Raw genomic sequence first — 13,121 nt, forward strand, 5'->3', positions numbered from 1 at the left:
ATTAATCGATGATAAGCATTTTCGTCGAACAACTCATTCTGCCAATCAGTCATACTGTAAGACGCCTATCTTGGAAGGCACAGCGGCGGTTGCAAAGCTAGGTGTCTGGGTGTTGCTCTGCCGGAGGCTTTTTTGGATCTCGTCGCTCCACCATTCCGCCATTCTGATGCGCTCCTCCCAATAGCTCGCTCTGTGATAAGCGCGGCGAACCTCGTTACCACTAGCGTGGGCCAACTCTGCTTCAATAGCATCGGCCGACCAAAGACCGCTTTCGTTTAGGATGCTGGAGGCGCTGGCGCGAAAGCCGTGCGAGCACGCCTCGTCCTTGCCGTATCCAAGCCGCCTCAGCGCGAGATTGAGTGTATTCTCGCTTATTGGCGCGAGGAGTGAAGTTAAAGACGGCAACAGAAGCCCGTCCGTTCGGCGTCGTGTTCGGAAGTCTCGAAGGATCTCGACAGCCAGTCCCGAAAGCGGCTTTCTGTGCTCACGCCGCATCTTTGTTCTGGCGGCAGGTATCGTCCAACAACCGTTGTCGATATCGAACTCACCCCAAGTCGCAAATCTGAGCTCTCCCGGTCGTGGATACAATAGTGCCATAAGTCGCAGCCCGACTTCCGTTTCTGTCGAACCGGAATAGCTCCAGATCGACCGAACGAGCTTGCCAAACTCTTCCCGGTCTACAATTGCGGCGCGATGAGTGACTTTGGGGGCGATCAGCGCGCCTCTTAAGGCAGTGGTGGGGTCAGTCTCGGCTCGCGCTGTTGCGACTGCATATCTAAGAACCTGCCCAATTGTTGAGCGCAGCCGCCGGGCGGTTTCGTAATTGCCTTGCTCCTCAACCAGGCGAAGCGCTGCGAGCACATCGGCCGCTTGGATTTCCCGAACGGGCATATCTCCAAATTGCTCGCGGGCCATGTCGAGTAGCCAACGCTTCTTTGCCATTGTTGCGTCAGCGCGGCCTTCTTTTTCGGCCTTCGCAAGGAATTCATCGGCAATCGCGTTGAACGAGCTTGCCGCTTCCAGCTCCGCGTTCTGGCGTGCTCGTTTCGCTTCCAGAGCCGGATCCTTGCCTGCGGCTAGTGTCTGACGGGCAGCAGCTCTCCGTTCCCTGGCGACAGCAAGCGAAACCGCTGGATAGGCACCAAACGCCAGCGTCTTCTGTTTTCCGCCATAGCGGTAAGCCATTCGCCAGAGCTTGGAACCCGAGGGGGTGAGGTGCAAATACAGTCCCGCGCCGTCGCTCACTTTGAGACTGCGACCGGATGGCTTCAGGTTCTGGACCTGCAAGTTAGTGAGAGGCATCAGCGCGCTCCTTCGGATTCCCCGATTGGGCGAGCAAGATCGATGCCACGAGCCTCTGTGATACCAACAAAGATACCAACAAAGATACCAACAAAGCGTCTGGCTGTACCAACACTTCGTCATATTTCCCCGGATCTCCGCAGACGACCCGGTCGGCCTTACTGTCTGTTTTTATTGTATTTTTGAACTCTTCAGGATCTTCTCGGAAGAATTCCTGGTGCCCAGAAGAGGACTCGAACCTCCACGCCTTGCAGCGCTGCTACCTGAAAGCAGTGCGTCTACCAATTCCGCCATCTGGGCACGGGGTAGAGAGGCGGGGTAATAGGGTTGGCGGGGGCTTTGGTCAACGGGGAAATGATGCTGATGCTGATTTCCCGCGGCCGCCCAATAGCGGCTTGATGGCTGTCGCGATGAGGGCGCGATCCTGCATTTTTGCGGGTGTCACCGATGGGGCTGCTCGTGTATCGGAGTACGCAAACAGGCCGGGCTCAGCCCGGCATACCAAGGGAGAGGCGCGCATGCGCGAGGTGCATCATTTTATCAACGGCGCGGTCGTGCCGGGCAAGTCCGGCCGTTTCGGGGACATTTACAACCCGAACACCGGCGAGATTCAGGCCCGCGTTGCGCTTGCAACGGCAGCGGAGCTGGCGGCTGCAGTTGACGCGGCCAAAGCCGCCCTCCCAGCCTGGGCCAGCACCAATCCACAGCGCCGCGCCCGTGTGATGTTCGAATTCAAGCGCCTCGTCGAGGCGAACATGAACGAGCTGGCGCACCTGCTTTCGTCTGAACATGGCAAGGTCATCGCCGACTCGAAGGGCGACATCCAGCGCGGCCTTGACGTGGTCGAGTTCGCCTGTGGTGTGCCGCACCTGCTCAAGGGCGAATATACCGAAGGCGCGGGCCCCGGCATTGACGTGTTCTCAATGCGCCAGGCCCTCGGCGTCTGCGCGGGCATCACGCCGTTCAACTTCCCCGCCATGATCCCATGCTGGATGGCCGCCGTCGCCATCGCCTGCGGCAACACCTTCATCCTGAAACCGTCGGAGAAAGACCCCTCCGTGCCGATGCGCCTTGCGGAGCTGATGCTGGAGGCCGGCGCGCCGAAGGGTGTGCTGAACGTCGTCAACGGGGACAAGGTTGCCGTTGATGCCATCCTCACGCATCCGGATATCAAGGCCGTCAGCTTCGTCGGATCGTCCGACATCGCACACTATGTGTATTCCACCGGTACAGCCCACGGCAAACGCGTGCAGGCCATGGGCGGCGCCAAGAACCACGGCATCATCCTGCCGGATGCGAACCTTGAGCAGGCGGTGAAGGACATTGTCGGCGCCGCCTATGGCTCGGCTGGCGAGCGCTGCATGGCGCTTCCGGTGGCCGTGCCGATCGGCAAGAAGACGGCCGACGAGTTCGTTGAGCGCATGACCGCCGAAGCGCAGAAGCTCAAGATCGGCATCTCCACTGACACCGAGGCCCACTATGGCCCCGTCGTCTCCGCCCAGCACAAGGCGAAAATCGAAAGCTATATCCAGATGGGCGTCGATGAAGGCGCAAAGCTCATCCTCGATGGCAGGGGCCACACCTTGCAGGGCCATGAGAAAGGCTTCTTCATCGGCCCCTCGCTGTTCGACCATGTGAAGCCCGGCATGAAATCCTACCAAGAGGAAATCTTCGGGCCTGTCCTGCAGGTCATGCGTGTCGAGACTCTGGAAGAAGCTGCAGCCTACGCCTCAGATCATCAGTACGGGAACGGTTGCGCGATCTTCACCTCCAACGGCCGCGCGGCGCGCGAATTTGCGGCGCAGGTGAATGTCGGCATGGTCGGCATCAACGTGCCGATCCCGGTGCCGGTCGCTTACCACACCTTCGGCGGCTGGAAACGCTCCGCCTTCGGGGACACGAACCAGCACGGGCCCGAAGGCATCCGCTTCTGGACCAAAATCAAGACGGTCACCCAGCGCTGGCCGGAAGGCGATATCGGCGACCAGGCCTTCGTCATCCCGACGATGGGATAGGCATCCTGCCGAAAGTGCACCGCTTGTGAGGTGTACAGGGCTGAGTTAATTCGTTGGGCTCAACAATTGAAACCGGGGAGGGTTTCATGGCGGATGCCAATATCACTGCCCCAGTGGCGGATGACCGCCGTTTTATCCGCAACCTTGCGACGGGTATGGCCGTCATTCTGGTGTCTGGCTTCGTCGTCCAGCTAGTGATGGGCCGGTCCAGCTTCAATGCGCCGCTGATCGTGCATGCCCATGCCGTGGTGTTCATGGGCTGGGTCGGCATCGTGCTGACGCAGGTCTGGCTCGCCGGGGCGGGTAACATTGCGCTGCACAAACAGGTCGGCAAGGTGGCAGCCATCTGGGCTCTTGGCCTCCTCGTCTTTGGAACGTGGGTGACCGTCGCAACAGTGCAGACGGGGCGCACGCCCTTCTTCTTTCAGCCACAGCATTTCATCGTCGCCAACCCGCTATCGCTCTATGCCGCCATCGGATTGCTCGTCGCAGCCTACCTCATGCGCAAGCAAACGGACTGGCATGCGCGCCTTCAGATCGGCTCTTTCGTGCTGCTCATGGGCCCCGGCTTCGGAAGGCTCCTGCCGATGCCGCTTCTGCCGCCCTACGCCTTCGAAATCGCGGTACTCGTTGCCATCATCTTCCCCGCCATCGGCATTCTTTATGACTGGCGTGTGCACGGAAGGCCGCACCCCGCCTGGTTCTGGGGTATCGGCGTGCTAGTGGCCGTGACTGTCCTTGCGCGGGTTATCGGGTTCTCACCTATCGGTGAAGGCATTTACGACGCAGTCGTTGCCGATACACCGCTCGCCGGCACCAGCGGCCTCGATTTCCCACCGCCACCGGGCCCGCCGCCCGTCTGATTAAGATTGAATAGCAAGGACAACCTATCCTGATGACTGAATACAAGACGATCACCTTCGAGCAGAAGGGCCGTGTGGCCATTGTCACGCTGAACCGGCCGGACAGCCTGAATGCGCTCAATGCGGAGATCATGGCGGAGGTCGTCGATTGTTTCGCCGCCATCGACCGCAACAAGGGCATCGCTGTCAGCATACTGACGGGTGCAGGCCGTGCGTTCGCCGCAGGCGCAGACATCAAGGAAATGCAGCCGCAATCCTTCTCCGACATGTATGTCGAGGACTATTTCGCGGGCTGGGACCGGTTCGCCGCCAGCCGCAAGCCGGTAATCGCGGCAGTCAATGGTTTCGCCCTCGGCGGGGGTTGCGAACTCGCGATGATGTGTGACCTGATCATCGCCTCCGACAAGGCAAAGTTCGGCCAGCCGGAAATCAAGCTCGGCGTCACGCCCGGCATGGGCGGCTCGATTCGTCTTACCAAGGCCGTCGGCAAGGCCAAGGCAATGGACCTCGTCCTGACCGGCCGGATGATCGATGCCGCCGAAGCTGACCGCATCGGCCTCGTCTCCCGCGTTGTGCCGCACGATACGCTATTGGAGGTGGCACTTGCCGCTGCAAACGAGATTGCGGCTTTCTCGGTGCCCTCGCTGATGGCGGCCAAGGAAATGGTTGCCCGCGCGCTGGAACTTCCGACCACGGAGGGTGTGAAGTTCGAGCGCCGCCTGTTCCAGGGGCTGTTCGGTACGGCCGACCAGAAAGAAGGCATGGCCGCCTTCAGCGAAAAGCGCGCCGCGAAGTTTGAGGACAGGTAACATGGCCAACATCGCCTTCATCGGCCTCGGCAACATGGGCGGCGGCATGTGCGCCAATCTCGTGAAGGCTGGGCACGCGGTCTCCGCTTTTGATCTCAACGCCGAGGCCGTTCATGCCGTTGCCGACAAGGGCGCGCGCGCCGCCAGTTCAGTCGCAGATGCCGTGAAGGATGCTGATGTTGTCGTCTCCATGCTCCCTGCCGGAAAGCATGTTCTCGGCGTCTATTTCGGCCCGGACGGCGTCTCCGCGCATGCTAAACGCGGCACGCTGCTGATCGATTGTTCCACCATCGCTGTCACCGATGCGCGCGAAGCGCATGCGCAGGCAGACATCGCCGGCCTGATCATGGTCGATGCACCCGTCTCCGGCGGTGTCGCGGCTGCCGAGGCCGGCACGCTCACCTTCATGGCTGGCGGCACCGCTAAGGCGTTCGAAAAAGCCGAACCGATCCTCAAGGGCATGGGCAAGAACATCTTCCATGCCGGCGGAGCGGGCAACGGGCAGGCGGCAAAGATCGCCAACAACATGCTGCTCGGCATTTCGATGATCGGCACCTGCGAGGCGTTCAACCTCGCTGAAAAGCTGGGTCTTGATGCTGAAACTTTCTACAAGATTTCGTCCGTTTCCTCTGGCCAATGCTGGTCGATGACCAGCTATTGCCCGGCCCCCGGCCCGGTGCCGACCTCACCCGCAAACCGCGACTACAAGCCAGGCTTCGCCGTCGCGATGATGCTGAAAGACCTGCACCTCGCCGCCGAAGCCGCCCGCGCTTCTGGCGCTGGCATCCGCCTCGGCGAGCATGCCGAAGCAATCTATCAGTCGCTGTCTGATCGCGGCTTCGATGGTCTCGATTTCTCGGGCGTGATGAAAGAGATCAAGGGTGAAATCTGATCCGTCTGCGCATCAGGCCGAAGTCAGCTTCGGCGCCAGTTCGTCCCGCAGGTCTTTCTTCAGGAACTTGCCGCTTGCATTGCGCGGCAGCGGTTCGCTGTGGAACCAGACATAACGCGGCACCTTGTGCTTCGCCATTATGGTGGCGCAATGCGCGCGCAGCGCATCTTCCGTCAGGCTTTCGCCAACCTTCAGTACAACCGCCACGCCAACTTCCTCACCGAGGCGCTCGTCCGGCACACCGAACACGCAGCATTCCGCAATTGCCGGATGGCGATAGATCGTCGCCTCGACCTCGGCGCAATAGACATTCTCTCCGCCGCGCAGAACCATGTCCTTCTTGCGGTCAACGATGAAGATGAAACCATTCTCGTCAATGCGCGCCACGTCGCCCGTGTGCAGCCAGCCATCTGTGATCGAGGCGGCGGTCGCTTCCGGCCGGTTTATGTATCCCTTGATGACGGATGATCCGCGTACCCACAATTCGCCCACCTCGCCCTGTGGCACGGTATTACCGGTGTCGTCCACGCATTTCGCCTCGAAGTTCGGCATATACGGGCCGGCGCTGTCTGGTTTGTCGACAAAGAAGTCTCCGGAAATCGATGTGATGATCCCGCAGGTCTCTGTCATGCCATAGCCTGTATTCGGCCGCGCCGTCGCAGCGGCCTTGTCAATCTTCAACACGAGATCCGGAGGCACCTGCGCGCCGCCGCCGCCAAGGGAAAGCATGCTGGATGTGTCCGTCTTCTCGAAATCCGGATGGTTGATCAGTTCACGCGCCATCACCGGTACACCGCTCATGGCCGTCACGCGCTCCTTCTCGATCAGGCGCAGAGCTTCGCCCGCATCCCAGCGGTACATCAGCACCAGCGTACCGCCTGCCGCCGTCGCGGCATAGGCCCCGCAATTGTTGGCGGTGACGTGGAACAGCGGCGTCGTTATAAGCGTTACTGGGATCGGCGGCGTCGGCGGTGGCTCGATGCCCGTCGCGCGCTGCATGGCGAGCGCGGTGGAGGCGCCCGCAAACTGCATGTTGAGAAGATTCGCCACACATCCGCGATGCGTCAACTGCGCGCCTTTCGGAAACCCGGTCGTGCCGGAAGTATAGAAGATGCAGGCGTCCGCATCCGGATCAATCTTCACGTCCGGCATGTCGCCGCTATGCGCGATCACGTCTGCCCAGTCGATCACATTCGCCGGCCTCTCGGTCAGGCGCACGCCGACCAGCTTCATGCCGGAAACCATTTCCGGATTCTCATTCACGCGGGCAAGGCGCTCTGCATCGAGGAACAGAACCTTCGGCGCCGAGTCCTTCAGGCCGTAAGACATTTCCTCCGCGGTCCACCAGGCATTCATGCCGACCACGGCGATGCCTGTTGAAACGCAGGCCCAGTAGATCAGCATCCATTCCGGAAAATTTCGCATCGCGATGGCAACCCGGTCGCCGGAGCGCACGCCCTGTGCGGCTAGCCATGCCGCCACCGCGTTCACGCGCTGGTGCGCCTCCGCATACGTCAGGCGCTCATCGCCATATACCAGATAGCGCCGGTCACCGAACTGCGTGGTGGAAAGCCAGACTTCGCGAATGCTCGGCGGAGCATTCTTGTAAACGCGGATGCGGGTGCCGAGAACTTCCGCTTCGGTGATCTCGAACAGACCTCCCGGACCCGTCAGTTCTGCGCGCGCCTGTTTCAATTCCGCGTAGTGCATGTCTCTCCCCGGTTTCTTTTTGGATTTGTTGTATCCGATCATGCACAGAACGCAGGGTAAAGGAACATATGGCGCCACGGCAGGCGCCGGTGACGCGGGGGAACCTTCAGAATTAAGGTTGATCAACCGGGCGCTTTGACCCTGATTTCATTTCCGGAATAGGTCACGCTCTCCCGGTCTGGCACAGGCCCGCCGATCCATTCGATCTGAAGCGAGCGCTGTACCTGCATGCCGGGATAGGCGCCCTGCCTCTGACCGATGGTCAGCGTGCCATCGGCCTCGCTGTAGGAAAACGGTATGCGGCTATGCTCGCCGCGCAGGCCGGCATAGGTGACGCCGTCATCCTCATAAAGGCTGAACGCGCCATTTGCGCCCCGATAGACACGGATCGTCAGGGCGCCATCGGTCTCCTCCAAGGCATACTGCACCTCCGGCCCCATGGGCACGATGGCCCCCGCGCGCACATGCAGCGGAATGCGCGTCAGCGGTGCATCCGCGGTGACACTGCTGCCGCCAGAGCGCCTCTCGCCTGAATAGAAGTTATACCAGTCCGCACCCGCCGGCAGGTACACGTCGCGCGTGCGGGCTTTAAATTCCGTTACAGGCGCGACATGGAACGCAGGGCCGAACATGTACTGGTCGCCGATATTGTGCGTCTGCGGATCATCCGGAAAGTCCATGACAAGGGCGCGCATGATCGTTCCGTCATTATGATAAGTGTCGGCGGCCAGCGTGTAGATGTAGGGCAGCAGGCGGTAACGCAGCTTGTGATAATAGACGAGACCGTCATACACCTCGTTTCCTTCCGGCGCGATGTTCCATGTTTCGCGGAAGGGGAATTCGCCATGCGAGCGGAACACAGGTGTGAAGGCGCCGTACTGGAACCAACGGGAATAAAGCTCTCGCCATTCATCGAGATGCGTAGGGTCCTGCCGCGTATAGTGGTCTTCAACAGCGAAGCCACCAATGTCATGCGTCCAGTTCGGTACACCGGACAACGCCATGTTCAGCCCGGCCGGAATTTGCAGCGCAAGATCCTCCCAACGCCCGGTCACATCGCCGCTCCATACGACCGAAGCATATCGCTGAATGCCGCCCCAGGCAGAACGCGTCAGCAGGAAACTGCGCGTATCGGGCTTGGAGGCCTGCTCACCTTCAAAGATGGCCTTCGAGTTCATCAGCACATAGCTGTTGAAGAATTCCGCGCCGGGGCCCATCGCCGTCGGCCCCATGCGCAGGGCGCGTTCGGGGTAGGAGAGGTTTGAATGCTGGTCGGGTTCGGTTGCGTCCATCCACCAGGCATCGAAGCCGAGGCGCCCTAGGTTTTCTTCCATCTGGCGCCAGTAGATCTGCCGGCCTTCTTCCGAATACGGATCGTAGAAGGAATTGGCATAGCCGGGTCCAACCCAGTCTTTGGACTTCAGCTCGATTTGGCGCTGATAGATGTGCCCGCCGGCATCAAGCTCCTTGTAGTTTTCTGTCATCGGATAGAATTTCGGCCAGACCGAAATCATGATCTGCACATTGTGATCATGCACCGTTTTCACCATCCCGCCTGCATCCGGAAAGCGCGCAAGATCAAAGGCGTGCGAGCCCCAGGCGTCCTCCGGCCAGTAGAACCAGTCGAGTACGATATTATCGAACGGAATGGCGCGTTTGCGGTATTCCTTCACGATGTCCAGCAGCTCTTCCTGCCGGGTATAGCGCTGCCGGCTCTGCCAGAATCCATAGGCCCATTTCGGCAACATCACCGCCGGGCCGGTCAGTTCACGGTAGCCGCTGATCACGCCGTCAATGTCGTCGCCGACGACGACATAATAGTCGATCGCCTTTGCGGTTTCGGAGGTCAGCGTGATGTTGTTGGCATCTTCAGAAGGACGCGGGCCAAGGTGCTGCAGCCGGTAATAGCCGCCATTCGGAATCCATTCGACCTTTATGGTGCGCGGCGCGCCGGGCTGCATCTCAAGGTCAAACTTGTGATGCCACGGGTTCCAGTTCTGGCGCCAGCGGTCGATCACGATCTCGCCGTCGATCCACACCTTGTAATAGTTGCTGGCATAGAGATTGAAGGAATGCGTGCCGGTTGTGCGGGCTTCCATTGTGCCTTCCCAGACAACTTTCGAAGGTTCCTCGCCTCCAAGTTCAACGGGCCAATCATAGCGCCCGGGTGGATCGCGCAGGTATTCGTCGGGCGGAAGATATTGGAAGTCCGGATCCGCCTCGATCCGTGTCAGGACGATCTCGTCGCCGAGGTAGTACTGTCCGGTCAGCCCGCCTTCTGTTCCGTCAAGCGCGGTGAGTGTCAGCTCCTGATCAAGCGCCTGATAGGGTCGGGGATCGCCGAAGCGGGTGATGCCGTTATTGTCCCAGAGGATGCCGTAGCCCGACGAGGATACGAGGAAGGGAACCGCATCGACGATATTGTGCTGGGCGAGCTCCATGTTCGCGCCGCGATAGTTGAACTCGCCGGTCTGGTGTGCGCCGAGACCGTAGAGGCCTTCGCCGGGCTGGCCGGTGAAGGATTGGGTGACGGCGTAATACTCCTGGCCTTCAACTTTCACAGGCGAGAACAGGCTCCCTCCTGTCGTCGCCACAACGGGGGAGCCATCAGGCCGGAACAGGGACACGGCGCCAGAGTCGAGGGCGATGCGGGCCTGCAGGCTGGTGGTGGAGAGGGTGATCTCGCCGCGGGATTCAGTGGCGGTGAAGGGCACCGGTTCGTGTTCGGCGATGACCATCAGGCTGGTGAGATCGGGGATGCCGGCGGTGGGGGCAGCGGTGACGCGCAGGATGTTGTCGCGGACGAGTTCGAGGCGCAGGGCGCCGGAATCGCTGCTGATCGGGTGCAGGAGGATGCCGGTTTCGGTGCGGGTCCAGCGCGGTTCGCTCTCGGCGATTCCAGCTTTTTCCAGGCCTGTGCAGGCCACAAGCGCCGCAAGGAGGATCGAAGGGACCGCGAAGAGAGCGAGGCGCTCCCGGCGGCTCTCACAGATTCCAGCTTTTTCCAGCATCTTCCCGTTTCCTCCCAGCTGTTTCGAGCCCCTTGAGGGCTTCTTGTTTGACAGCCGGTGATCCCGGTGCCAGTTTTGCTAGCGCTAACAAACACTATAAACGACCCGGGAGGAAGGGATGAATTTATCCCGCAAGGCGCGCCCCGCCGATCGGCGGTTGAAAGCCACTTTGGGGAGTGCTGCGCTCGCCCTGATGATCGCTGTACCCGGCTGCGCGATCAGTGGGGCACCCGAATCGCAACCGGCTGTGATGGAGGCAGTCGAGGGTCAGACGATTGCTGCTTACGCGACCGCGCTCGGGCTGAAGGGGGAGGCGCGGGCGGAATACATTCTGGCGCGGATGACCACGGCGGAGAAGCTTGGCCAGCTGAACCAGATGGCGGGGGGGCGGCAGCTTGCGCTGAACTCGCGGATCAATGAGGGCGAGTATGAGCGCGTATGTGCGGGCGGGGTTGGTTCCTACCTGCATGTTGCGGGCGCAGAATTTCTGGGCGAGCTGCAGCGCGTGGCCGTGGAGGAAAGCCGGCTGGGCATTCCGCTGCTGTTCGCGATGGATGTGGTGCATGGCTATCGCACGATTTTCCCCGTACCGCTCGGCATCGCGGCGACATTTGACGCAGATGACGCGGAGCTCTCGGCGCGGGTGGCGGCAGTGGAGGCGTCGGCAGCAGGGCTGCACTGGACGTTTGCGCCGATGGTGGACATCGCGCGCGATGCCCGCTGGGGGCGGATTGTGGAGGGCGCCGGGGAAGAGCCCTTCTTCGGATCAGCCATGGCGCGCGCGCAGGTACGCGGCTACCAGGGCGATGACCTGACACGCAGCGACACGATCATCGCCACCGCCAAACATTTCGGCGCCTATGGCGCGGGCACGGGCGGGCGCGACTATGACAGCGCCGACATTTCCGAACGTACACTGATGGATGTCTACCTGCCGCCCTTCCATGCAGCCGCCGAAGAAGACGCGGCGAGCTTCATGGTGGCCTTCAACGATATCGGCGGGGTGCCGACCACGGCGAACAAGGCGCTGCTGAACGGCCTGCTGCGCAGCGCCTGGAACTATCAGGGCCTCGTCGTCAGCGACTGGAACTCTGTGGTGGAACTGATCGCGCACGGCGTGGTAGAGACGCGGGCAGAGGCGGGCGCGCTGGCCTTGCTCGCGAGTGTCGACATGGAAATGACGAGCGGCATTTACGCCGCTGACATGCTGGCAGCCGTCGAGGCTTCGCCAGACTTGCAGGCGGCGCTGGACGCCTCTGTGCTGCGTGTATTGAGGGCAAAGGAGCGCCTTGGCCTGTTCGACACTCCGTATGCGTACCATGACGGCGCGCGCGAAGCCGAGGTGATGCTGAGCCCGGCGCACAGGGAAGCGGCGCTGAAGGTGGCCGAACGCTCCATGGTGCTGCTGCGCAACGACAATGCCCTGCTGCCGCTGAAAGCCGAACCGGGCAAGGTGGCGGTGATCGGCGCACTGGCGGGCGATGCGCGCTCCATGATCGGATCGTGGAAGGCGCAGGGGCGCGAAGGGGATGTCGTGACCGTCGTGGACGCACTGCGCACACGCCTCGGCGAAGCGAATGTCACCTATGAACTGGGTGCAGGCACGCGCGAGGCAGCCGATCCGGCAGAAATTGCGCGCGCCGTGGCGGCGGCGAAGGCAGCAGATGTCGTGATCCTCGTCACCGGCGAAGATTACAATCTTTCCGGCGAGGCGCGCTCGCGCTCCGATATCAGCCTTCCGGCGCCTCAACGGGCGCTGGCCGAAGCTGTGCTGGCGGCGGGCAAGCCGGTCGTCACGGTACTGATGACCGGGCGGCCGCTGGACATTGGGCCGCTGGATCATGAGGGCGCCTCCATTCTCGTCGCCTGGTTTCCGGGCGTTGAGGCTGGCCCGGCGGTGGCACGCACATTGTTCGGCGATGCTGTGCCGGCGGGGCGCTTGCCGGCGAGCTTTCCGCGGCGCACAGGCCAGTCGCCCTACTTCATCGGCCACTATCCGACAGGCCGGCCGGCGGATCCTGACTTGGCGAAAGATTCCGCGCGCTACATGGATATTCCGATCACACCCGCTTACGCCTTCGGGCAGGGGCTGAGCTATGCGGCGTTCGAGTATGGCGGCTTGACGCTCTCCTCCGGAACGCTGGCGCCGGGCGGACGCGTGACGATCAGCGCGGCGGTGACGAACACGTCCGGCGTTGATGCGGACGAAGTGGTGCAGCTTTATGTGCGCGATCCGGTAGCGCAGGTGGCGCGGCCGCAGCAGGAGCTGCGCGGGTTTGCGCGCGTGGCGATACCGGCGGGCGAAACGCGGCGCGTGGCGTTCACACTGGCGCCGGAACAGTTTGCCTATTTCGCGCCTTCCGGGCAGTTTGAAGCGGATGCGGGCCGCATCGATTTCGGCATTGGGGCAAGCTCGGCCGATATCCGCCTGACGGGCAGTTTCCGCCTTACGGCGCCGATCGTGGCGGCGGGGCCAGCAGCGGCGATGGCGACGCCGGTCACAGTTTCTGAGGAGTAGA

Annotated in this window: 8 protein-coding genes and 1 tRNA gene; 5 read left to right on the forward strand and 4 right to left on the reverse strand. The window is 61.6% G+C overall.

Annotated elements, in window-relative coordinates; genetic code table 11:
- Positions 1–45 precede the first annotated feature (45 nt).
- Both ACK4TE_RS07915 and ACK4TE_RS07920 read right to left on the reverse strand, forming a co-directional pair.
- On the reverse strand, positions 46–1,302 hold the full coding sequence (locus ACK4TE_RS07915) for a tyrosine-type recombinase/integrase (RefSeq protein WP_409910954.1): 1,257 nt from the start codon (positions 1,300–1,302) through the stop codon (positions 46–48).
- A gap of 215 nt (positions 1,303–1,517) precedes the next feature.
- Positions 1,518–1,602 (reverse strand) — tRNA-Leu (locus tag ACK4TE_RS07920).
- A 218-nt stretch (positions 1,603–1,820) separates the two neighbouring features.
- Between ACK4TE_RS07920 and ACK4TE_RS07925 the strand changes: the two genes are divergently transcribed.
- The 4 genes from ACK4TE_RS07925 (at position 1,821) to mmsB (ending at position 5,881) form a co-directional block, all read left to right on the forward strand.
- A complete protein-coding gene (locus tag ACK4TE_RS07925) occupies positions 1,821–3,317 on the forward strand; it encodes a CoA-acylating methylmalonate-semialdehyde dehydrogenase (protein ID WP_409910955.1) in 1,497 nt (498 codons plus the stop codon).
- Between the two features lie 86 nt (positions 3,318–3,403).
- Positions 3,404–4,180 carry a hypothetical protein gene (locus tag ACK4TE_RS07930; RefSeq protein ID WP_409910956.1) on the forward strand — a complete coding sequence of 259 codons (777 nt, stop codon included), beginning with the start codon at positions 3,404–3,406 and terminating at the stop codon, positions 4,178–4,180.
- 32 nt (positions 4,181–4,212) lie between these two features.
- Positions 4,213–4,989 (forward strand): enoyl-CoA hydratase-related protein, encoded by a 777-nt coding sequence (locus ACK4TE_RS07935; protein ID WP_409910957.1) that lies wholly within the window; start codon positions 4,213–4,215, stop codon positions 4,987–4,989.
- A 1-nt stretch (position 4,990) separates the two neighbouring features.
- Positions 4,991–5,881, forward strand: coding sequence for a 3-hydroxyisobutyrate dehydrogenase (mmsB, locus tag ACK4TE_RS07940; protein WP_409910958.1), 891 nt, complete (start codon positions 4,991–4,993; stop codon positions 5,879–5,881).
- A gap of 12 nt (positions 5,882–5,893) precedes the next feature.
- On the opposite strand, the gene ACK4TE_RS07945 is transcribed toward mmsB, so the two are convergent.
- Both ACK4TE_RS07945 and ACK4TE_RS07950 read right to left on the reverse strand, forming a co-directional pair.
- Entirely contained in the window at positions 5,894–7,591 is a 1,698-nt protein-coding gene (locus ACK4TE_RS07945; protein ID WP_409910959.1) for a class I adenylate-forming enzyme family protein, read from the reverse strand.
- Positions 7,592–7,713: 122 nt separating this feature from the next.
- Positions 7,714–10,602: a TIM-barrel domain-containing protein gene (locus tag ACK4TE_RS07950; RefSeq protein WP_409910960.1), complete on the reverse strand. Its 2,889-nt coding sequence runs from the start codon at positions 10,600–10,602 to the stop codon at positions 7,714–7,716.
- Positions 10,603–10,720: 118 nt separating this feature from the next.
- Here ACK4TE_RS07950 and ACK4TE_RS07955 point away from each other — a divergent pair, with 118 nt between their 5' ends.
- Positions 10,721–13,120 (forward strand): glycoside hydrolase family 3 N-terminal domain-containing protein, encoded by a 2,400-nt coding sequence (locus tag ACK4TE_RS07955; protein ID WP_409910961.1) that lies wholly within the window; start codon positions 10,721–10,723, stop codon positions 13,118–13,120.
- The last annotated feature ends 1 nt before the right edge of the window (position 13,121 follow it).

It is taken from the genome of Hyphomonas sp., assembly GCF_046313975.1.
Lineage (GTDB): Bacteria > Pseudomonadota > Alphaproteobacteria > Caulobacterales > Hyphomonadaceae > Hyphomonas.

Bases quoted from the DNA above. Each gene is read 5' to 3' on its own strand.
- ACK4TE_RS07915 (WP_409910954.1), bottom strand. From the start codon at position 1,302: ATGCCTCTCACTAACTTGCAGGTCCAGAACCTGAAGCCATCCGGTCGC.
- ACK4TE_RS07925 (WP_409910955.1), top strand. From the start codon at position 1,821: ATGCGCGAGGTGCATCATTTTATCAACGGCGCGGTCGTGCCGGGCAAG.
- ACK4TE_RS07930 (WP_409910956.1), top strand. From the start codon at position 3,404: ATGGCGGATGCCAATATCACTGCCCCAGTGGCGGATGACCGCCGTTTT.
- ACK4TE_RS07935 (WP_409910957.1), top strand. From the start codon at position 4,213: ATGACTGAATACAAGACGATCACCTTCGAGCAGAAGGGCCGTGTGGCC.
- mmsB (WP_409910958.1), top strand. From the start codon at position 4,991: ATGGCCAACATCGCCTTCATCGGCCTCGGCAACATGGGCGGCGGCATG.
- ACK4TE_RS07945 (WP_409910959.1), bottom strand. From the start codon at position 7,591: ATGCACTACGCGGAATTGAAACAGGCGCGCGCAGAACTGACGGGTCCG.
- ACK4TE_RS07950 (WP_409910960.1), bottom strand. From the start codon at position 10,602: ATGCTGGAAAAAGCTGGAATCTGTGAGAGCCGCCGGGAGCGCCTCGCT.
- ACK4TE_RS07955 (WP_409910961.1), top strand. From the start codon at position 10,721: ATGAATTTATCCCGCAAGGCGCGCCCCGCCGATCGGCGGTTGAAAGCC.